This is a genomic window from Mycolicibacterium baixiangningiae (genome assembly GCF_016313185.1).
GTDB classification, from domain to species: Bacteria; Actinomycetota; Actinomycetes; order Mycobacteriales; family Mycobacteriaceae; genus Mycobacterium; species Mycobacterium baixiangningiae.
Genome location: NZ_CP066218.1, coordinates 2,372,688 through 2,393,610, shown reverse-complemented (window position 1 = coordinate 2,393,610; position 20,923 = coordinate 2,372,688). Strand labels below are relative to the sequence as shown.

Genomic DNA, 20,923 nt, shown 5'->3' with positions numbered 1-20,923 from the left:
CTTAGAGACATGCCCCAATCGCATACCCAGATCGCGCTGCTCGCGCCCGGCCAGGGTTCACAGACGCCCGGGATGCTCGAGCCGTGGCTGCAGTTGCCCGGCGCCGCGGAGCGCCTGGCGACGTGGTCGGAGATCAGCGGCCTGGACCTCGCCCGGCTGGGCACCACCGCCGACGCCGAGGAGATCACCGACACCGCGGTGACACAGCCCCTCGTCGTCGCCGCGACACTTCTGGCGCACGATGAATCCACCCGGCGCGGCCTGTTCGGTGCCGGCTCTTCAGCCGCCGACGCCGTCGTGGCCGGCCACTCCGTGGGTGAGATCGCCGCCTACGCCATCGCCGGGGTCATCTCCGCCGACGATGCGATCAAGCTGGCCGCGACCCGCGGCGCCGAGATGGCCAAGGCCTGCGCGCTCGAGCCCACCGGCATGGCGGCGGTCCTCGGTGGCGACGAAGCCGAGGTGCTCGCCCGCCTGGAGGCGCTCGACCTGGTGCCCGCCAACCGCAACGCCGCCGGTCAGATCGTGGCCGCCGGCGCGGTGTCCGCCCTGGACAAGCTCGCCGAGGATCCCCCGGCCAAGGCGCGGGTGCGCAAGCTGGCCACCGCCGGCGCCTTCCATACCGCCTACATGGCGTCCGCGCTCGAGGGCTACGAGGCCGCCGCCCGCGCGGTGGCCACCGCGGAGCCGACCGTGACGCTGTTGTCGAACGCCGACGGACAACCGGTAGCCTCGGCATTGGACGCGATCGACAAACTGGTCGCTCAGCTGACCCGGCCGGTGCGCTGGGATCTCTGCACCGCAACGATGCGGCAGCACTTCGAGAACGCCGAGAACGGCGCGATCGTCGAATTCCCGCCCGCGGGCACACTCGTGGGCATCGCCAAACGCGAACTTCGGGGGGTTCCGACGCACGCCGTCAAGTCCCCCGCTGACCTGGATGGGCTCGCCTCGCTGTAGCCCACCCGGGACAACCACATATCGATCGTCTGAATCCGAGAAGTCTCCGCTCCGCGGAGGCGTGTTCACCACCCATATAGAAGGAGCCATCGTGCCCGCCACTCAGCAAGAAATCATCTCCGGCCTCGCCGAGATCATCGAAGAGGTCACCGGCATCGAGCCGTCGGAGGTCACCCCGGAGAAGTCGTTCGTCGACGACCTGGACATCGACTCGCTGTCGATGGTGGAGATCGCGGTGCAGACCGAGGACAAGTACGGCGTGAAGATCCCCGACGAGGACCTCGCCGGTCTGCGCACCGTGGGTGACGTGGTCGCCTACATCCAGAAGCTCGAGGAAGAGAACCCCGAGGCTGCTGCCGCGCTGCGCGATAAGTTCTCGCAGTGACCAGGCCTTCCACTGCTAACGGCGGTTTCCCGAACGTCGTGGTGACCGCCGTCGAGGCCACCACGTCGCTCGCCGCGGACATCGAGAGCACGTGGAAGGGCCTGCTGGCTGGCGAGAGCGGCATCCGCGTTCTCGAAGACGACTTCGTCACCAAGTGGGACCTGCCCGTGCGCATCGGCGGTCATCTGGTCGACAACGTCGACGAGCACATGACCCGTATCGACATGCGTCGCATGTCCTACGTGCAGCGCATGTCGAAGTTGGTCTCCGGCCGGCTGTGGGAGACCGCGGGCAGGCCCGAGGTCGATCCAGACCGGTTCGCGGTCGTGATCGGTACCGGTCTGGGCGGAGGCGAGAAGATCGTCGAGACCTATGACGCGATGAACGAGGGCGGGCCCCGCAAGGTGTCCCCGCTCGCGGTGCAGATGATCATGCCCAACGGTGCGGCGGCCGTCGCCGGTCTCGAACTGGGCGCCCGCGCCGGGGTCATCACCCCGGTGTCGGCGTGTTCGTCCGGGTCGGAGGCGATCGCCCACGGTTGGCGCCAGATCGTCATGGGTGACGCGGACTTCGCGGTCGTCGGCGGTGTGGAAGGCGGCATCGAGGCGCTGCCCATCGCGGCGTTCTCGATGATGCGCGCCATGTCGACCCGCAACGACGAGCCGGAGAAGGCGTCGCGTCCGTTCGACAAGAACCGCGACGGCTTCGTGTTCGGTGAGGCCGGGGCGATGATGATCATCGAGACCGAGGAGCACGCCTTGGCCCGCGGCGCCAAGCCGTTGGCCCGCCTCATGGGCGCGGGCATCACCAGCGACGCGTTCCACATGGTGGCTCCGGCGGCGGACGGTGCCCGGGCCGGACACGCCATGAAGCGTGCGATGGAGACCGCGGGGTTGTCCCCCAAGGACATCAACCACGTCAACGCGCACGCCACCGCGACGCCGATCGGTGACACCGCTGAGGCCAACGCGCTGCGCGTCGCCGGTGTGGAGCACGCCGCGGTCTACGCGCCGAAGTCGGCGCTCGGCCACTCCATCGGTGCGGTGGGCGCGCTCGAGTCGATTCTGACCGTGCTCGCTCTGCGTGACGGCGTCATCCCGCCGACACTGAACTACGAGACCCCGGATCCCGAGATCGATCTCGATGTCGTTGCGGGCGAGCCACGGTATGGCGACTACCAGTACGCCATCAACAACTCGTTCGGATTCGGCGGCCACAATGTGGCACTGGCGTTCGGGCGTTACTGAGTAACGCAGGGGCCGACGGAAAGATCAACGGAGCAGTAATGGCACGGTTAGCTACGGGGAACGGCTTCCCCGACGTGGTCGTCACCGGCGTTGCCATGACGACCGCTCTGGCTACCGATGCGGAAACCACCTGGCAGCGTCTTCTCGACGGGCAGAGCGGTATCCGCACTCTCGACGATCCGTTCGTCGAGCAGTACGACCTTCCGGTCAAGATCGGCGGGCATCTGCTCGAGGACTTCGACAGTGGGCTGACGCGCGTCGAGCTGCGCCGGCTGTCCTATCTGCAGAAGATGTCGACCGTGCTGGGCCGGCGGGTCTGGGAGCACGCGGGCTCTCCCGAAGTGGACCCGCGCCGGCTGATGGTGTCGATCGGCACCGGCATGGGTTCCACCGAGGAGCTCGTGTTCAGCTACGACGGTATGCGGGCCAAAGGCCTCAAAGCCGTCTCCCCGCTGGCCGTTCAGATGTACATGCCCAACGCGGCGGCTGCCGCGGTGGGTCTGGAGCGTAAGGCCCGGGCCGGGGTCATCACCCCGGTCTCGGCCTGTGCCTCCGGTTCCGAAGGCATCGCCCAGGCTTGGCGCAACATCGTGCTGGGAGAAGCCGACATGGCGATCTGCGGTGGAGTGGAGACCCGGATCGAGGCCGTGCCGATCGCCGGGTTCGCGCAGATGCGCATCGTGCTGTCGACCACCAACGACGATCCGGCCGGTGCCTGCCGTCCGTTCGACAAGGACCGCAACGGCTTCGTCTTCGGCGAGGGCGGCGCGCTGATGGTCATCGAGACCGAAGAGCACGCCAAGGCACGCGGTGCGAACATCCTCGCCCGCATCATGGGTGCGAGCGTCACCTCGGACGGCTACCACATCGTCGCGCCCGACCCCAACGGTGAACAGGCCGGGTGGGCGATGACCCGCGCCATCCAGCAGGCCGGTCTGCAACCGTCCGACATCGACCACGTCAATGCGCACGCCACCGGCACCAGTGTCGGTGACATCGCCGAGGGCAAGGCGATCAACAACGCGATGGGCGGCCACCAGCCCGCGGTCTACGCGCCCAAGGGTGCGCTCGGCCACTCGGTCGGCGCCGTCGGCGCGGTCGAATCGATCCTCACGGTGCTGGCGCTCAAGAACGGCGTCATCCCGCCCACCCTCAACCTGAAGAACCTGGACCCGGAGATCGACCTCGACGTCGTCGCAGGCTCTCCGCGGCCCGGTAACTACCAGTACGCCATCAACAATTCGTTCGGATTCGGTGGGCACAACGTCGCGCTCGCTTTCGGGAAGTACTAGCACGTACAGCTTCTCGACAGTCAGCTGACATCGGAACGGGCACTAGGAGGTTTTAGATGACGACCATGGCCCCCGAGGCGGTCGGTGAATCGCTCGACCCGCGCGATCCCCTGCTGCGCCTGAGCACGTTCTTCGATGACGGCACCGTCGAGTTGCTGCACGAGCGGGACCGCTCCGGCGTGCTCGCCGCATCCGGCACCGTCAACGGCGTGCGCAGCATCGCGTTCTGCACGGACGGCACCGTGATGGGTGGCGCGATGGGCACCGACGGGTGCCGCCACATCGTCAACGCCTACGACACCGCGATCGAGGAGCAGAGCCCGATCATCGGGATCTGGCACTCGGGTGGTGCTCGCCTCGCCGAGGGCGTCAAGGCGCTGCACGCGGTCGGCCTGGTGTTCGAGGCCATGATCCGGGCGTCGGGGTACGTCCCGCAGATCTCGGTGGTCGTGGGCTTCGCCGCGGGCGGCGCCGCGTACGGTCCGGCCCTGACCGACGTCATCGTGATGGCACCCGACAGCAAGGTCTTCGTGACCGGACCCGACGTGGTGCGCAGCGTGACCGGCGAGGACGTCGACATGGTGTCGCTCGGCGGACCCGAGGCCCACCACAAGAAGTCCGGTGTCTGCCACATCGTCGCCAGCGACGAACTCGACGCCTACGAGCGTGGCCGCCGCCTGGTCGGCCTGTTCAGCCAGCAGGGCCACTTCGACCGCACCAAGGCCGAGGCGCAGGACAGCGATCTGAACGCGCTGCTCCCGCAGTCCGCGCGGCGCGCCTACGACGTGCACCCGCTGATCACCGCGCTGCTCGACGAGGGCGTGCCGTTCGAGGAGTTCCAGGGCAAGTGGGCGCCGTCGATGGTGGTCGGCCTGGGCCGGCTGTCCGGGCGCACTGTCGGTGTGCTCGCGAACAACCCGCTGCGTCTCGGCGGCTGCCTGAACTCCGAAAGCGCCGAGAAGGCAGCGCGTTTCGTGCGGCTGTGCGATGCGTTCGGCATCCCGCTGGTCGTCGTGGTCGACGTGCCCGGCTATCTGCCCGGTGTCGATCAGGAGTGGGGCGGCGTGGTGCGTCGCGGCGCCAAACTGCTGCACGCCTTCGGTGAGGCCACCGTTCCGCGCGTCACGCTGGTCACCCGCAAGATCTACGGCGGCGCCTACATCGCGATGAACTCGCGCTCGCTGGGTGCGACGAAGGTGTTCGCCTGGCCGGACGCCGAGGTCGCCGTCATGGGCGCCAAGGCCGCGGTCGGCATCCTGCACAAGAAGAAGCTGGCCGCCGCCGCACCCGAGGAGCGCGAGGCGCTGCACGAGGAGCTCGCCGCCGAGCACGAACGCATCGCCGGCGGAGTGGATTCCGCAATCGAGATCGGTGTGGTGGACGAGAAGATCGACCCCGCGCACACCCGCAGCAAGCTGACCCAGGCGCTGGCCGAGGCGCCCGCCCGCCGCGGTCGGCACAAGAACATCCCGCTGTAATCTCCTGCGCGTCATCACTTTCGCGCCGCTGCTGATGATCCTCAGCGGCACCTCGATGTACGTCGGGGCGTCGTTCGGGGTGCTGCTCTTCGACACCATCGCACCCGCCGGCGTGGCGTGGCTCCGAGTCGCGGTGAGCGCCCTGATCCTCGTCGCGCTGGTTCGACCCACCCGAGCGGCCTGGACGGGGCGGCCGATGCTGCTGGCCGGCGGTTTCGGTGTCGTGACGGCGTTGATGAACATCAGCTTCTACGAATCGGTGGCCCGGCTGCCGCTGGGTACCGCGGTGGCGATCGAGTTCCTCGGCCCGATCGCGGTGGTCGCCTACGAATCGCGGTCGGTGCGCGGGGTCGCCTCCCTGCTGGCGGCCGGCGCCGGCGTGGCGCTGATCGCCGACGTGCAGTTCGCCGCCCAACCGCTCGGGGTGGTGTTCGCCCTCCTTGCGGCCGCCTTCTGGGCCGGGTACGTGGTGCTCGGCAAGACGGTCGCGACCCGCGGCGATTCGCTGAGCTCGCTCGCTGTCGGCTGGGCGATCGCCGCGGTGGTCACGTCGCCGCTGGTCGTCGTGGTGCTGCAGGGGCGTCCCCCGGAGTCGATCGCCCGGGTGGCGTGGATGGTCCTCGCCCTGGCCGTGCTCTCCAGCGTGCTGCCCTATCTGTTGGATCAGCTCGTGCTGCGGATGGTCGGCCGAGGCCGTTTCGCGCTGCTGCTCGCCCTGCTTCCGGTGGCGGCGGTGTTCGCCGGCTTCCTGATGCTCGACCAGGTGCCGTCGGGCACGGAGCTGGCCGGTATCGCGCTGGTCGTGGTGGCCCTGGTGGTCAGCGACCACGCGCGGGAGCCGGCTCTGCCCGCGAGCTGAACGTGGCAGTCACCGTTTCGGGACGATCATCACCGGAACGGGGCTGTGCCGCAGGATCTTCGCCGCGGCCGATCCGAGGAACACCTGGGCGGTCGGCCCTGCCGCACCGGAACCGAGCAGCAGCAGATCGCCGGCTTCCCAGGCGACGTCCTCGACGGCTTCCCGCCAATCGTGCGAGACGCCGACGACGACCTCGACGTCCGGGGTGGTGATGCGGGCGCGAATCTCGTCGAGCTGAGCGGTGACCTCTTGCGCGGTGCGTTTCGACCACTGCTCGACGACGAGGCCCTCCGCGGACGGTTCGATCGATCCGCCGAACACCGCGACCGGCCGCACCGAGAAGGAGGCGATGCGCAGCCGCACCGACCACCGCATGGCGAGTTCGACGGCGGTCTCGATCAGCCGGACGGCGTCGGCGTGTCCGCCGTAGGCGACGGTCAGGCGGCGGACCGGTTCGCTACTCGACGGATAGCTGCGCGGTGCGATCGCCACCGGTACCGCGGCGGTGTGGACCAGGCGGTCGGTCACACTGCCGAGCGCCACGCGGCCGAGCAGGCCCGACGACGAGGACCCGACGACGACCGCTTCCGCGCGGTGGTGCGTCGCCAGCTCGGTCAGGCCCGCCGGGACCGACGTCGCCTTGTGCACGACCACCGAGATCTCGACGTCACCGGACATCTCGCCGACCACCCGCTCCAGCGACGTGCGCGCCTGAGAGGTGATGTAGCCCAGGTACTCCTTCTCGACCGGGTCGCCGCGAGGCGGCCATGGCCGCTCCACGATTGCGGCGGCGATGATGCGGTCGAACGTGCACCGGGCGAGTTCGGCGGCGAGGTGCAGTGGTGCACTCCCGTGCCGGCCGGCGCTGAACCCGGCGACGATCGTCATGGCGCGGAGGCGGTTTCGATGTAGGCGGCGACCACGTGGGTCACCGGTACCTTGTGCTGCGCGCGGGCACGGTCGACAACGTCGAAGCGCTGCCACACCGACTGTTCGGGCGGCAGGGTCGAGATGACGATCTGGTCGGGTTCGAACTCGTCGACGGCTTCGGACAGCGCCCGCAGGGGCCGCTGGTCGCCGAGCTTGCCCTCGGCGCTGAAGTCGTGCCCACGCAACGTCTTCAACGTGTGCTCGAGGCGTTCGGACGCGGCTTTCTGAGTGGCTTCCCACACGTCGAGCGGGCCGTGGGTGGCGGCGGTGCCCGTCTCGATCGGGCTGACCGGCACCACCACGAAGTACCGTGTCTCCTGGTCGGCGCCTATCCGGTGCAATTCCTCGAGCAGTTCGTCGGAGTCGACGGTCTGGTTGGCCAGCACCACGACCCGGTGCGGGGTTCCGGTGCCCTCCACACCCGCGGCGGCAGGCCGCCGCTTGAGGAACATCTTGTTGGCGAAGTAGAGCATCAGCACCACCGCCCAGGACAGCAGGCTCAGCACCAGCTGTGACCGCAGGGCGTCGTCGATGAACATCTGCACGAGGATCGCCACGATGCCCAGTGCGGTGAGGACCGACAGCGCCGGGAACAGCCACATCTTCACCTTCAGCTCGGAATCCGGTGTGCGGCGGCGCAATATGATCTCCGAGACCGAAATCAGCAGGTAGACGAACAGGATGATGGCGCCGCTGGAGTTGAGCAGGAACGCGAAGATGGTGTCCGGCGACACCGCCGCGGCGATCACGCACAGGAAGCCGACCACCGACGACGCCAGGATCGCGATTGCCGGTACCCCGTTGCGGGTCACGCGGACCAGTTGCGCCGGCGCCTCCCGCCGCGCGGCCAGGACGAAGAGCATCCGCGACGCGGTGTACATACCGGAGTTCAGGCAACTCAGGACCGCCGTCAGCACCACCGCGTTCATCACGTGGTCGGCGTACGGGATGCCCATCTCGGTGAACGCGGCGACGAACGGCGATGCGGCGATGCCCTCGTCGTTCCACGGCAGGATGGTCACCAGCAGCAGCGCCGAGCCCACATAAAAGAGCAGGATGCGCACGATCACCGAGTTCGCGGCCTTGGCGACCGCTCGTTCGGGATCCGCCGACTCCGCGGCCGCGATCGTCGCGATCTCGGCGCCCACCATCGAGAAGATCACCGTCACGATTCCGACGGTGATCACCCCGAAGCCCATCGGCATGAACCCGCCGTGGGCGGTCAGGTTCGAGAAGTCGGCGTCCTTACCCGGCCACAGGCCGACCACGAACGCGGCACCGAGCGCGATGAACGCCACGATCGCGGCGACCTTGATGCCGGCGAACCAGAATTCGAACTCGCCGTAGGACTTCACCGAGAAGAGGTTGGTCGCCGTCATCAGGACCATGAACACGAGCGAGGACGCCCATAGCGGGACATCGATCCAGTACTGGATGATCTTGGCGCCGGCGATGGCCTCGAATCCGACGACGATGACCCAGAAGTACCAGTAGAGCCACCCGACGGAGAAGCCCGCCCAGTTGCCCAGCGCGTTGCGCGAGTAGTCGGCGAACGATCCGGTGGACGGGTTGGCCACCGCCATCTCGGCGAGCATCCGCATCACCATGATGATGAGCACGCCGCTCATCGCGTAGGTGATGAACGAGCCGGGACCGGTATCGGAGATCACCACTCCGGACCCGACGAACAGACCGGCGCCGATGACGCCGCCGATCGCGATCATCCGCAGTTGGCGCTGGTTGAGCGCCTTTTTCAGGGTGGGTGCTGCAGTCATCCGCGTCGGATACCCGGTTGTGACCTCAATCACTCACACGAGACGAACTCCTGCGCCGCGGAGACGGCGCGCTCGCGGTCGGCCTCGACGAGCCCGATGCGCGTGCGCCGGTCGAGGATGTCGTCGACGCTCAACGCACCCTCATGGGTGACCGCGTATTCGAACTCGGCCCGGGTGACGTCGATCCCGTCGGCCACCGGTGCGGTGGGCCGGTCGCAGCGGGCGCGGGTGACCACGTGGGGCGCCTCGGCGCCGTAGCGGGCGACCAGCGATCCCGGCAGGTCGACCGGCGAGTGCGGCGCCGACACCGGGTTGGCCGGTGCGCCCACCAACGGCAGGTTCCGAGTGCGGCACGGTCGGGCAGACAGCGCGCGCAGCGCGATCGCGCGGTCGAGCACGTCCTCGGCCATGAACCGGTACTCGGTCAGCTTGCCGCCGATCACGCTGATCACCCCCGACGGCGATTCGGTGACCGCGTGGTCGCGGGAGAGGTCGGCGGTACAGCCTTCGCCGGTGTCGATGAGCGGCCGCAGCCCGGCGTAGGCGCCGACGACGTCGGCTTCGGTCAGCGTGGTCGCCAGCGCGGTGTTGACGGTGTCGAGCAGGAAGGTGACCTCCTGGGGACTCGGTTGCGGCACATCGGGTATGGGCCCCGGCGCCGCTTCGTCGGTCAGGCCGAGGTAGACCCGGCCGAGCTGTTCGGGCATGGCGAACACGAACCGGTTGAGTTCACCGGGGATCGGGATCGTCAGCGCGGCGGCCGGGTTGCCGAAGGCGGCGGCGTCGAACACCAGATGCGTTCCGCGCGAGGGCCGCAGGCGCAGCGTCCTGTCGACGTCGGTGGCCCACACGCCCGCGGCGTTGACCACAGCGCCGGCCGACACGTCGAACGACTCGCCGGTGCGCTGATCGGTCAGCCGAACGGAGGTGGCCGTGGCGTGCGAGGCGCCGACCCGGGTGAGGATGCGCGCGCCGTACTGGGCCGCGGTGCGCGCCACCGCGGTCACCAGCCGGGCGTCGTCGATCAGCTGACCGTCGTACGCGAGGAATGCTCCGTCCAGTCCGTCGTGGCGGACGGCAGGCACCAGTTCGGCGGCGCGCTGCGCGCTGACCCGGCGGGAGCGGGGCAGCGTCGAGGCCGGGGTGCCCGCGAACCGCCGCAGACCGTCGCCCGCGAGGAACCCCGCCCGCACGAGCGCGCGCGTCCCATTGCCCATCTCGGGCAGCAGCGGCACCAGCTGCGGCATGGCGCTGACGAGGTGAGGAGCGGTGCGGGTCATCAGGATTCCGCGTTCGACGGCGCTGCGCCGGGCGATGCCGACGTTGCCGCTGGCGAGGTAGCGCAACCCGCCGTGGACGAGTTTGGAGCTCCAGCGGCTGGTGCCGAACGCCAGATCGTGTTTCTCCACCAGCACCACCGCCAGGCCGCGGCTGGCGGCGTCCAGCGCGATACCGGCGCCGGTGATCCCGCCGCCGATCACCACGATGTCGACGGGTGCACCGTCGGCGAGGGCGGCCAGTTCGGTGGCGCGGCGAACGGCGTTGAGTGCGGGACTGTCTGGAGAAGTCATGGCCGCAAGTACCCGTTCAGCGAGTGGGCCAGCTCCGCGGAGAGGGCGTCGGCGTCGAGCAGCGGGGCGACCATCTGCGCGGACTGGATCGTCGACTGGGTGATCAGCAGGCACATGGCGGCGAGCTGGCGCGGTTCACCGGCGCGGACGCTGCCCTCGCCCTGGGCGAGTTTGAGCTCGCCCGCCAGCGCGTCGATGAGGATCTGCTGGCTGGTGCCGAGCCGTTCGGTGATGTAGACCATCGCCAATTCCGGCGCGCTGTGGAGCACCGCCATCACGATGTCATCGCTGCGCAGCTTGTCCCCCACCCGCACGATCCGTTCGACCAGCTGGTCGCGCCCGACCCCGTCCCCGGGTACGTCGTCGAGCACACCCGCGATCCGGGCGGTGAGCAGCGTCGCGAGGATGGCGTCGGTGTCCCGCCACCGGCGGTAGATGGTGGGCCGGCTCACCCGGGCCCGGCGCGCGATCTCCGCGAGCGTCACCCGGTTGACCCCGTAGGCCAGTACGCACGCCGCGGCGGCGTCGAGGATGCGTTCCTCGACCGACCGCGGGCTGTCCTTACGGATTGACACCATGTGTAATACTGTAACGCATGCGCGGCCGACATGACCATTCCACCGACCTCCTTCCTCCGATGAAGTGGGACGCCTGGGGTGATCCGGCCGCCGCCAAGCCGCTGTCCGACGGCGTCCGGTCCCTTCTCGAACAGGCACTCGGCGTCACACCGACGACGGCACCCGCCCTGGCCCTCGACGAGGTGACCGTGAGCCCGTCGGCCCTGTCCAACGACGACCGCGCCGCGCTGGCCGGCATCGTCGGCGACGAGTTCTGCCTGGTCGACGACGTCGGCCGGCTCCTGCACGCCGGCGGCAAGTCCACTCTCGACCTGCTACGTCGGCGTGACCGCGGTCCGCAGGACGCCCCCGACGCGGTACTGCTGCCCGCCGACGAGGGCCAGATCGCCGCGATCCTCCGACACTGCAGCGAGCACCGCATCGCCGTCGTGCCGTTCGGCGGTGGGACCAGCGTGGTGGGCGGACTCGACCCGATCCGCGGCGACTTCACCGCGGCGGTGTCGCTCGACCTGCGCCGCCTCGACGCGCTGCACTGGCTCGACGAGGTCTCCGGCGAGGCCGAACTGGGTGCGGGGGTCACCGGGCCAGAGGCCGAACGGCTGCTCGGCGAACGAGGGTTCTCCCTCGGCCACTTCCCGCAGAGCTTCTGCTTCGCCACCATCGGCGGGTTCGCCGCGACGCGGTCGTCCGGCCAGGACTCGGCGGGCTACGGACGCTTCGACGACATGGTGCGCGGACTGCGGGCCGTCACTCCCGCCGGCGTCCTCGACGTGGGTCGCGCCCCGGCCTCGGCCGCCGGGCCCGACCTGCGTCAGCTGCTCGTCGGCTCCGAAGGGGTGTTCGGTGTCATCACCCGGGTCCGGCTGCGTGTGCACCCCGTCCCCGAGGCGACGCGGTACGAGGCGTGGTCGTTCCCCGACTTCGCCACCGGCGCAACCGCTTTGCGTGCGGTGACGCAGACCGGCAGCGGACCGACGGTGATTCGGCTCTCCGATGAAGCGGAGACCGGCGTGAACCTGGCCACCACCGAGGCCATCGGCGAACAGACCATCACCGGCGGATGCCTGGCGGTGACGGTGTTCGAGGGCACGGCGGCACATGCCGAGAGCCGGCACGCCGAGACCCGGGCCCTGCTCGAGGCGCACGGCGGCACATCGCTGGGCGAGGAACCCGCCAAGGCGTGGGAGCACGGCCGGTTCGGGGCGCCGTATCTGCGCGACTCGCTCCTGTCCGCGGGCGCTCTGTGCGAAACGCTCGAGACCGCCACCACGTGGTCCAACATCGCGGCGCTGAAAGCCGCTGTGACCGAAGCGCTGACGAACGCGCTCGCCGGAGGGCAGGAGCGACGCGACCGGGGAATCGATGAAGTATCGGGCACCTCCGCACTCGTGCTCTGCCACATCTCGCACGTGTATCCGACCGGTGCGTCGCTGTACTTCACCGTCGTGGCCGCACAGCGGGGGAATCCGATCGAGCAGTGGCGCACCGCCAAGGCCGCCGCGTCGGACGCCATTGTGCGCGCAGGCGGCACCATCACCCACCACCACGCCGTAGGCGCCGACCACCGACCCTGGATGCGCGACGAGGTCGGCGACCTCGGCGCCGACATCCTGCGCGCGGTCAAGGCGACCCTTGATCCGGCCGGAATCCTCAACCCGGCCAAGCTGATTCCATGATCCGGGCGATCCGGCACGTCACGGTGCTGACGAATCCGCTGTCGGGCCATGGCAACGCGCCGCACGCTGCCGAGCGCGCGGTCGCCCGGTTCCAGCAGCGCGGTGTCGACGTGTGTGCGATCGTCGGCACCGATGCGGCGCACGCGCGACGCCTGGTGGACGAGGCGCTGGCCGGCGGGACCGATGCACTCGCCGTCGTCGGAGGTGACGGGGTCATCTCGCTGGCGCTGCAGGCCCTGGCCCACGGCGATGTGCCGCTGGGCATCGTGCCAGCGGGCACCGGCAACGACCATGCACGCGAATACCGTTTGCCCACAGGTGATCCGGAGGCCGCGGCCGATGTGATCGCCGACGGACACACCCGGACCGTCGACCTCGGCCGGATCGACGACGCGGCCGGTGGGCACAAATGGTTCGGCACGGTGATGGCGGCCGGGTTCGACTCGCTGGTGAGCGATCGAACCAATCGGATGCGCTGGCCGCACGGACGCATGCGCTACAACGTCGCGATGGTGGCCGAACTGTCGAAGCTGCGGCTGCTCCCGTTCCGGTTGCGTTTCGACGACGGACCACCGCAGGACGTCCGCCTCACGCTCGCCGCATTCGGCAACACCCGCAGCTACGGCGGCGGCATGCAGATCTGCCCGGACGCCGACCACGCCGACGGTCTGCTCGACGTCACGATGGTGCACTCGGCGTCGCGCACCCGGCTGGTCCGGCTGTTCCCCACCGTGTTCAAAGGCACCCACATCGAGCTCGACGACGTGACCACGGCGCGGGCCCGCGTCATCGAAGTGGACTGCCCCGGCATCAACGCGTATGCCGACGGGGATTTCGCGTGCCGGCTGCCGGTCACGGTGTCCGCGGTGCCGGGCGCCCTGGAGATCCTGGTGCCGGCCTCTTAGCGCGGGAGGAAACTCAGCCCACTCCGCGGTTCAGCCAGCTGACCTCGGCGCCCGCACCGCCGTCGCGGAAGGGTTCCAGCGCCTCGTCCCACGCCGTGCCGAGCACGGTGTCCAGTTCGGCGGCCAGCACGTCGGAGCCGGCGGCCATCAGCGCGCGCAGCCGCATCTCGCCGACCACGATGTCCCCGTTGGCGCTCATCGAACCGCTCCACAGGCCCAGCTGCGGGGTGTGCGACCAGCGGTGCCCGTCCACGCCGGGACTCGGGTCCTCGGTCACCTCGAAACGCAGTACCGACCACGAGCGCAGGGCGTTGGCCAACTGCGCTCCGGTACCGACCGGGCCCACCCAGTTGGTGACAGCACGAAGCTGCCCGGGCATGGCCGGCTGTGGGGTCCACTTCAGGTTGGCGCGCGCCGACAGGGTCGACGACAACGCCCACTCGACATGTGGGCACACCGCCGCGGGTGAGGCGTGCACGTACACCACACCTGTCGACGCGTCGGCGAACTGGTTCGACGCACGCATAGCTGCTCCTTCGGCTCCACGAGGGACGTCTTCCCCAAGCGGCCTCTTGAAACCGAATTACAGCTGTGTCGTGCGTGTCTATTGTGCCTTGTGTGGCAGGTGTTGCGCTAGTGTGGCCCGAATTCTCTCAGGACTCCATCAGAGATCGTCGGCCACCGCTCGTACGCCCAATCACCGAAGTCACGATCAGCAAAGGTCAGGAGCGCCAGATCGCTCTGCGGATCCACCCACAGAAACGTCCCTGACTGGCCGAAATGGCCGAACGTGCGCTTCGAATTGGTCGAACCGGTCCAGTGTGGCGACTTGTCGTCGCGGATCTCGAAGCCCAGCCCCCAGTCGTTCGGGCGCTGGACGCCGAAGCCGGGCAGCACGCCGTCGACACCCGGGAACTGCACGCTCGTCGCCTCGTCGTGCATCTGCTGCGAGACCAGCACGGGTCGCAGCAGGTCTCCGGCGAACGCCGCGACGTCGGCCACGGTGGTGTACGCGCCGTAGCCGGCGGCCTCCGCGCCTCCCTCGAGCGTGCTGTCGGACATGCCGAGCGGTTCGAACACCGCCTCGGCGAGGTACCGGCCGAACTCGATGCCGGCGGCCCGCTCGATGGTGTCGGCGAGCACCCCGAATCCATAGTTCGAGTAGACACGGCGCTTGCCCGGTTCACACATCGTCTCGTCGGAGTGCATGGACAGCCCGGACGTGTGCGCGAGCAGATGCCGCACGGTGGAGCCGGGCGGCCCGGCCTCGGTGTCGAGGTCGACGACACCCTCTTCGACAGCGATCTGCGCGGCCCGGGCGACCAGCGGCTTGGTCACCGACGCGAGCCGGAACCGGTGCCGGAGGTCCCCGTGGTCGGCCAGCACCCCGTCCGGCCCGACGACCGCCGCCGCTGCGGTGCCGACCGGCCAGTCCGCGATCACGTCCAGCACGCCCATCGGGCAGATGTTACTTGCGGCAGACGTAGTAGAAGTTCAGCGGATCCGTGTCGATCTCGCGCACGTCGACATCGGTGAAGCCCGCATCGGCCAGCATCGACGTGGCCAGCTCGCGGCCCCAGCAGGTTCCGAGCCCGGCGCCGCCGAGCCCGAGCGAGACGCTCATGCAGTGCATCGTCGACACCGTGTAGAGGTACGGCGCCATCGGCACCCCGACGTTGTCCTCGACGCGGCTGGAGGCCTTGATGTCGACCATCAGGAACACCCCGCCGGGACGCAATGCACGGTGGATGTTGGCCAGAACCCGGGCGGGCTGCGCCTGGTCGTGGATCGCGTCGAACACAGTGATCACGTCGTAGGCGTCGGCCACGTCGAGCGTGGCCACATCCTCGGCGACGAACTGCACGTTCTGCAGTCCCAGGCGCTGCGCCTCGGCGCGGCCCGTGCCCAGACCCTCGTCGGAGAAGTCGATGCCGGTGAACCGGCTGGCCGGAAACGCCTGCGCCATCACGTTGATCGCATGCCCGCTGCCGCAACCGATGTCGGCGACGTCGGCACCGGTGGTCAACCGGGCGGGTAGACCGTCCACCATCGGCAGGATCAGGTCGACGAGTGCGGCATCGAAGACCTCGCCGCTCTGCTCGGCCATGAGGGTATGGAAACGCGGATAGGCGCTGTAGGGCAGTCCCCCACCGTGCCGGAAGCAGTCGAGGATCTTCTGTTCGACCTCGGCGAGCAGCGGGATGAATTGCGCGACCCGCGCGAGGTTGTCCGGCCCGGCCGCCCGGGTGAGCACGGCGGCGTGGGCCTGCGGCAGTGAGAACGTCTGCGTCGTGGGGTCGTAGTCCACGACGCCGGCGGCGGCGGTTCCGCCGAGCCACTCACGCACGTAGCGTTCGTCGAGCCCTGCCGCCTCGGCGATCTGGGCGCTGGTGGCCGACGGGAGTCCGGCCATGGCGTCGAGCAGGCCGGTCTGGTGCCCGATGGACAGCAGGATCGTCAGGCTCGCACTGTCGAGGGCGCCGGCGATGCGCTCGGCGAACTGTTCGGTTGCGCTGGTGGTCATCTCGCTCCGTTCCGTGGAATTGAGGTCGCAGAAGTCCGGACGAGCGGTGGCGCGCCGTGGCTGAGAGAGCGCGCGGGTGCGGCCATGTGTCGAGTGTGCGCGCCGGATGGGCGCATCGGGAGGCATTAGGTTGTACCCATGAGTCAGACAGTGCGCGGCGTGATTTCCCGGTCGAAGGGTCAGCCGGTGGAAGTGGTGGATGTGGTGATTCCGGATCCGGGGCCGGGTGAGGTGGTGGTCGATGTCATTGCGTGTGGGGTGTGTCATACGGATCTGACCTACCGCGAGGGTGGGATCAATGACGAGTACCCGTTCCTGTTGGGTCATGAGGCTGCGGGCACGGTGGAGTCGGTGGGTGCCGGTGTCACGAATGTGGCGCCGGGGGATTTCGTGGTCCTGAACTGGCGGGCGGTGTGTGGGCAGTGCCGGGCGTGTAAACGGGGCCGGCCGCATCTGTGTTTCGACACCCACAACGCCACCCAGAAGATGACGTTGACCGACGGCACCGAACTGACCCCGGCGTTGGGGATCGGGGCGTTCGCCGACAAAACCCTGGTCCATGAAGGGCAGTGCACCAAGGTCGATGCCGAGGCCGATCCGGCGGTGGCGGGGCTGTTGGGGTGTGGGGTGATGGCCGGGATCGGGGCGGCGATCAACACCGGTGCGGTCACGCGGGACGACACCGTGGCGGTGATCGGGTGTGGTGGGGTCGGTGACGCCGCGATCGCCGGCGCGGCGCTGGTGGGGGCCAAGACGATCATCGCCGTGGACACCGATAACCGGAAACTGCAGTGGGCGCGCGACTTCGGCGCCACCCACACCATCAACGCCCGCGACCTCGACGTCGTCGAAACCATCCAGGATCTGACCGGCGGGTTCGGCGCCGATGTGGTCATCGACGCCGTCGGGCGCCCGGAAACCTGGACCCAGGCGTTCTACGCGCGCGATCTGGCCGGCACCGTCGTGCTCGTCGGTGTCCCCACCCCCGACATGCGCTTGGAGATGCCGTTGGTGGACTTCTTCTCCCGCGGCGGCTCCCTCAAATCGTCGTGGTATGGCGATTGTCTGCCCGAACGCGACTTCCCCACCCTCATCAGCCTCTACCGGCAGGGCCGGCTGCCGTTGGAGCGCTTCGTCTCCGAACGCATCGGCCTGGACGGGATCGAGGACGCTTTCCACAAGATGCACGCCGGTGAGGTCCTGCGCTCGGTGGTGATCCTGTGACCGGCAGCAATATCGAGCGGGTCGTCACCCATGGGGTGTTCGCCCTCGACGGCGGCTCCTGGGAGGTCGACAACAACATCTGGATCGTCGGCGACGACGACGAGGTCATCGTGTTCGACGCCGCCCACGACGCCGCCCCGATCGTGATGGCCGTCGGGGGCCGCCACGTCGCCGCGGTGATCTGCACCCACGGCCACAACGACCACATCACCGTGGCCCCCGAACTCGGCGCCGCCCTCGACGCCCCGGTGCTGCTGCACGCGGGCGACGACATGTTGTGGCAGATGACCCACCCCGACAAGGAGTTCCGCACCGTCGAGGACGGCGCCACCCTGCGCGCCGGTGGCATCGAACTACGCGCCCTGCACACCCCAGGACACTCCCCGGGCTCGGTGTGCTGGTACGCCCCCGAGTTGGGTGCGGTGTTCTCCGGAGACACCCTGTTCCACGGCGGACCCGGCGCGACGGGACGCTCCTACTCCGACTTCCCCACCATCCTGGACTCCATCTCCGGCCGCCTGGGCACCCTGCCCGCCGACACCATCGTCTACACCGGCCACGGCGACACCACCACCATCGGCGACGAAATCATCCACTACGACGACTGGGTCACCCGCGGCCACTAGGACGACTGTGGTGGCCAGAGGTCACGAGGACGCTGCCGGCGATCGCCTCGATGGTCGGTGCCGGGGTGGTGGCTGCGGTCGGGCACACCGAGGCAACCTATGCCCAGACGCGGGCGGCGATCGATGCCGGTGCGACCGTGGGAACACACCTGTTCAATGCGATGCGGCCCATCGACCGTCGTGAGCCGGGGCCCATCGTCGCGCTCCTGGAAATCGACCGGGTGACCGTCGAACTGATCACCGACGGCGTCCATGTCGACCCGGCGATCTACCGCCACGTCACCCGGGCCGTCGGCGCCGACCGGGTGTCCTTGGTGACCGACGCGATGTCCGCTACCGGCATGGCCGACGGCGTCTATCACCTTGGTCCGTTGGCGGTGGAGGTCGTCGAGGGGGTGGCGCGCGTGGCGGGAACCGACACGATCGCCGGCAGCACCGCGACGATGGACCGCGCATTCAGGTTCGCCGTCGCCCACAGTGGACTACCTCGGGACGAGGCACTTGCGCTGGCGGTGCGCCAGGCGTCGATCAACCCCGCCCGCGCCTTGGGGCTGCCGTCCCCGGCGCTCGTGCCCGGCGCCGCCGCCGACCTGGTGGTGTTGGATTCCGACCTGGCCGTCGCGGGGGTGCTGCGGCGAGGATCGTGGGTCATCGAACCCGGCTGCGGGCACTGATGCTGCTTCGCCGAATGTGCGCCCACTGCGACCCGCGAGCGGAAATCTCGCAGTGAGCGCACACTCGGTGCATATCTCTGTCCGCTTTCGAAGGAAGTCCGCTCGTGCCTGAGTCCAGTGTGGTGGTCCGCCCGCAGCCGATGGACAGCGGCTACTACACCGCCGGATCGCGCCTGCAGGCCGCGGGGCTGCGCCCGGCGATCGCCCTGTTCGAGCAGGCCGCCAAAGTGGTCCCCCTGCCGCAGGCGCCGCAGCCGATCGCGATCGCCGACTACGGCGCCGCGACAGCGCACAACTCCCTGCTGCCGATCTGCGCGGCGATCGCCGTTCTGCGTACCAGGACCACGCGTGAGCATTCGGTTCTGGTGGCCCACACCGACGTTCCCGACAACGACTTCACCGCGATGTTCCGCACGCTGACCGACGATCCGGATTCGTACCTGCGCAAGGACGCCGCCGCGTTCGCCTCCGCGGTCGGCCGGTCGTTCTACTCGCAGATCCTGCCGTCCAACAGCGTCACTCTGGGCTGGAGTTCGTATGCGATCCAGTGGCTGAGCCGGGTGCCGACCCTGGTGCCCGACCACCTCCAGGTGGCCCACACCGCCGAGGAGCCCGTGCGCGCCGCCTACGCCCGTCAAGCGGCCCACGACTGGCACGAGTTCATCGCGTTCCGGGGGCGGGAACTCTGCCCGGGCGGCCGCCTGGTGGTCATGACAATGGCCATCGGCGACGACGGCGAGTACGGCTACCGTCCCCTGCTGGCGGCGATGACCGATGCGCTGGCCGAACTCGCCGGGGCGGGGCTGGTCCGCGAGGACGAACTGCGGCGTATGACGATCCCGACGGTCGGCAGGCGCGCGGCGGACTTCATGGCGCCGTTCGCCCCTTCGGGCCGCTTCGAGCGCCTGGAGATCGAGCATCTCGAGGTGTTCGACGGCGAGGACCGGTTCTTCGGCCAGTATCGGGCAGACAAGGACGCCAAGGCTTTTGGCCGCAACTGGGGCCAGTTCGCGCGTGCGTCGGTGTTCGCGACGTTGCTCGGTGCACTCGACGGTGGCCGCGACGATCCCCGCGCGGGGCAGTTCGTCGAACGACTCGAGGCGGGTATCGCCGCCCGGATGGCCGCCACCCCCGAGCAGACGCAGATCCCGCTGGCGCATCTGGTGCTGCACAAGCGGCCGAAGATCCGATGATCAGCCGGCGATTTGCTCGCGAAAGGTGTTGCGGTAGCTCAGGGGTGCCACGCCTGTGAGCCGGCGGAACTGTTCGCGGAAGTTGGCCGGCGAGCTGAATCCGACTTCGCGGCCGACGCGTTCGACGCCGTAACCGGTGGTCTCCAGCAGCTGTTGGGCGTGACGGACGCGCACCCCGGTCACCCACTGCATGGGGGTCTGGCCGGTCTCGGCCTGGAAACGCCGGTTCAGGGTGCGCACACTCATCGACGCGTACTGCGCGATGTCGGCCAGCGTCAGGTCGCGGTGGGCCTGCTGTTCGAGCCAGGCCAGCACGGCGTCGAGTTCAGTGCGCTCGGCGAGCGGTGCGGTGGCCGCGCGGTTGCGCAGGATGAACTGCGCCTGACCCCCGCTGCGGTGCAGCGGCGCGACGGCCATCCGGGCGGAGTCCGCGGCGACAGCGGCGCCGTGGTCGCGCGCCACCATGTGCAGACAGAGATCCAGGCCCGCCGACGCACCCGCCGAGGTGAGCACCTGCCCTTCGTCGACGTAGAGCACGTCGGGGTCGAGACGCACCGCGGGGAACGCCGCGCGGAACGGGTCGGCGGCAAGCCAGTGGGTGGTGGCCCGCCGGCCGTCGAGTAGACCCGCGGCGGCCACGGTGAACGCACCGGTGCAGATCGAGGCGATCCGGATGCCCGCCGAATACGCCGTGCGCAATGCGTCGAGCACCACCTCCGGCACCGCGGCGGTGATGTCGTTGCCGCCGGGTACCACGATCGTGTCCGCGTGAGCCATGGCGTCGATGCCGTGATCGGTGCCGATGCGCAACGGCCCCGCATCCACCTCGGGAGCGGTGGCGCACACGCGCACCTCGTACGCCGTTGTGCCGTCGGCTTTTCGGGCCCGCCCGAACACCTCGACGGCGGTGGCGAGGTCGAAGACGATGGTGTCCGGCATTGCCAGGACCGCGACGGTGTGCATGGCCGCACGGTAGCAGGCGACTGGCAAGATGTCAGCGCAGATTGACGATCTGGCCACTGCTGT

General features: G+C 69.2%; 19 protein-coding genes and 1 pseudogene. 12 read left to right on the top strand and 8 right to left on the bottom strand.

What is annotated here, in order from left to right:
• Nucleotides 1-9 precede the first annotated feature (9 nt).
• From I7X18_RS11195 to I7X18_RS11170, 6 genes are all read left to right on the top strand, one after another.
• Nucleotides 10-960, top strand: a complete 951-nt coding sequence (locus I7X18_RS11195) for an ACP S-malonyltransferase (RefSeq protein ID WP_193048497.1) — start codon at nucleotides 10-12, stop codon at nucleotides 958-960.
• Between the two features lie 91 nt (nucleotides 961-1,051).
• Nucleotides 1,052-1,345 carry a meromycolate extension acyl carrier protein AcpM gene (gene acpM / locus I7X18_RS11190; RefSeq protein ID WP_193048496.1) on the top strand — a complete coding sequence of 98 codons (294 nt, stop codon included), beginning with the start codon at nucleotides 1,052-1,054 and terminating at the stop codon, nucleotides 1,343-1,345.
• Nucleotides 1,342-2,592 (top strand): 3-oxoacyl-ACP synthase KasA, encoded by a 1,251-nt coding sequence (gene kasA, locus I7X18_RS11185; RefSeq protein ID WP_193048495.1) that lies wholly within the window; start codon nucleotides 1,342-1,344, stop codon nucleotides 2,590-2,592. The genes acpM and kasA overlap by 4 nt, the downstream gene beginning before the upstream one ends.
• Before the next feature lie 38 nt (nucleotides 2,593-2,630).
• The gene (gene kasB, locus I7X18_RS11180) at nucleotides 2,631-3,884 is read left to right on the top strand and encodes a 3-oxoacyl-ACP synthase KasB (RefSeq protein ID WP_193048494.1); all 1,254 of its coding nucleotides are present in this window, start codon (nucleotides 2,631-2,633) and stop codon (nucleotides 3,882-3,884) included.
• Nucleotides 3,885-3,940: 56 nt separating this feature from the next.
• On the top strand, nucleotides 3,941-5,362 hold the full coding sequence (locus I7X18_RS11175) for an acyl-CoA carboxylase subunit beta (RefSeq protein WP_193048493.1): 1,422 nt from the start codon (nucleotides 3,941-3,943) through the stop codon (nucleotides 5,360-5,362).
• Nucleotides 5,363-5,396: 34 nt separating this feature from the next.
• Nucleotides 5,397-6,221, top strand: coding sequence for an EamA family transporter (locus I7X18_RS11170; protein ID WP_193048492.1), 825 nt, complete (start codon nucleotides 5,397-5,399; stop codon nucleotides 6,219-6,221).
• A gap of 9 nt (nucleotides 6,222-6,230) precedes the next feature.
• Here I7X18_RS11170 and I7X18_RS11165 read toward each other — a convergent pair whose 3' ends face one another.
• Genes I7X18_RS11165 through I7X18_RS11150 form a run of 4 tightly spaced genes read right to left on the bottom strand, consistent with a single transcriptional unit; the run spans nucleotide 6,231 to nucleotide 11,075 of the window.
• Nucleotides 6,231-7,109, bottom strand: coding sequence for a universal stress protein (locus tag I7X18_RS11165; RefSeq protein ID WP_193048491.1), 879 nt, complete (start codon nucleotides 7,107-7,109; stop codon nucleotides 6,231-6,233).
• Nucleotides 7,106-8,926 (bottom strand): amino acid permease, encoded by a 1,821-nt coding sequence (locus I7X18_RS11160; RefSeq protein ID WP_193048490.1) that lies wholly within the window; start codon nucleotides 8,924-8,926, stop codon nucleotides 7,106-7,108. The genes I7X18_RS11165 and I7X18_RS11160 overlap by 4 nt, the downstream gene beginning before the upstream one ends.
• Before the next feature lie 29 nt (nucleotides 8,927-8,955).
• Entirely contained in the window at nucleotides 8,956-10,497 is a 1,542-nt protein-coding gene (locus I7X18_RS11155) for a glycerol-3-phosphate dehydrogenase/oxidase (RefSeq protein WP_193048489.1), read from the bottom strand.
• Complete coding sequence (locus I7X18_RS11150) at nucleotides 10,494-11,075, bottom strand: TetR/AcrR family transcriptional regulator (protein WP_193048488.1); 582 nt, start codon at nucleotides 11,073-11,075, stop codon at nucleotides 10,494-10,496. Before I7X18_RS11150 ends, I7X18_RS11155 begins: the two co-directional genes overlap by 4 nt.
• A 59-nt stretch (nucleotides 11,076-11,134) precedes the next feature.
• Between I7X18_RS11150 and I7X18_RS11145 the strand changes: the two genes are divergently transcribed.
• Complete coding sequence (locus tag I7X18_RS11145; protein WP_193048524.1) at nucleotides 11,135-12,751, top strand: FAD-binding oxidoreductase; 1,617 nt, start codon at nucleotides 11,135-11,137, stop codon at nucleotides 12,749-12,751.
• Nucleotides 12,748-13,656 carry a diacylglycerol kinase gene (locus tag I7X18_RS11140; RefSeq protein ID WP_193048487.1) on the top strand — a complete coding sequence of 303 codons (909 nt, stop codon included), beginning with the start codon at nucleotides 12,748-12,750 and terminating at the stop codon, nucleotides 13,654-13,656. Before I7X18_RS11145 ends, I7X18_RS11140 begins: the two co-directional genes overlap by 4 nt.
• 13 nt (nucleotides 13,657-13,669) lie before the next feature.
• On the opposite strand, the gene I7X18_RS11135 is transcribed toward I7X18_RS11140, so the two are convergent.
• The 3 genes from I7X18_RS11135 to I7X18_RS11125 all read right to left on the bottom strand — a co-directional run bounded on the left by I7X18_RS11135 (nucleotide 13,670) and on the right by I7X18_RS11125 (nucleotide 16,180).
• Nucleotides 13,670-14,182 carry a DUF3145 domain-containing protein gene (locus tag I7X18_RS11135; RefSeq protein ID WP_193048486.1) on the bottom strand — a complete coding sequence of 171 codons (513 nt, stop codon included), beginning with the start codon at nucleotides 14,180-14,182 and terminating at the stop codon, nucleotides 13,670-13,672.
• Between the two features lie 107 nt (nucleotides 14,183-14,289).
• On the bottom strand, nucleotides 14,290-15,114 hold the full coding sequence (locus tag I7X18_RS11130; protein ID WP_193048485.1) for a serine hydrolase domain-containing protein: 825 nt from the start codon (nucleotides 15,112-15,114) through the stop codon (nucleotides 14,290-14,292).
• A gap of 10 nt (nucleotides 15,115-15,124) precedes the next feature.
• A complete protein-coding gene (locus tag I7X18_RS11125) occupies nucleotides 15,125-16,180 on the bottom strand; it encodes a class I SAM-dependent methyltransferase (RefSeq protein ID WP_193048484.1) in 1,056 nt (351 codons plus the stop codon).
• A 138-nt stretch (nucleotides 16,181-16,318) separates the two neighbouring features.
• Here I7X18_RS11125 and I7X18_RS11120 point away from each other — a divergent pair, with 138 nt between their 5' ends.
• The 4 genes and pseudogenes from I7X18_RS11120 (at nucleotide 16,319) to I7X18_RS11105 (ending at nucleotide 19,897) form a co-directional block, all read left to right on the top strand.
• Entirely contained in the window at nucleotides 16,319-17,404 is a 1,086-nt protein-coding gene (locus tag I7X18_RS11120) for an S-(hydroxymethyl)mycothiol dehydrogenase (protein WP_193048483.1), read from the top strand.
• A complete protein-coding gene (locus tag I7X18_RS11115) occupies nucleotides 17,401-18,030 on the top strand; it encodes an MBL fold metallo-hydrolase (protein ID WP_193048482.1) in 630 nt (209 codons plus the stop codon). Before I7X18_RS11120 ends, I7X18_RS11115 begins: the two co-directional genes overlap by 4 nt.
• A gap of 32 nt (nucleotides 18,031-18,062) precedes the next feature.
• Nucleotides 18,063-18,704 (top strand): annotated as a pseudogene (locus tag I7X18_RS11110) (amidohydrolase family protein); the annotation flags it as partial.
• Nucleotides 18,705-18,808: 104 nt separating this feature from the next.
• Nucleotides 18,809-19,897, top strand: coding sequence for a class I SAM-dependent methyltransferase (locus tag I7X18_RS11105; protein ID WP_193048481.1), 1,089 nt, complete (start codon nucleotides 18,809-18,811; stop codon nucleotides 19,895-19,897).
• Here the strand turns inward: I7X18_RS11105 and I7X18_RS11100 are convergent, their stop codons facing one another.
• Nucleotides 19,898-20,860, bottom strand: coding sequence for a GlxA family transcriptional regulator (locus tag I7X18_RS11100; protein ID WP_193048480.1), 963 nt, complete (start codon nucleotides 20,858-20,860; stop codon nucleotides 19,898-19,900).
• Nucleotides 20,861-20,923 lie beyond the last annotated feature (63 nt).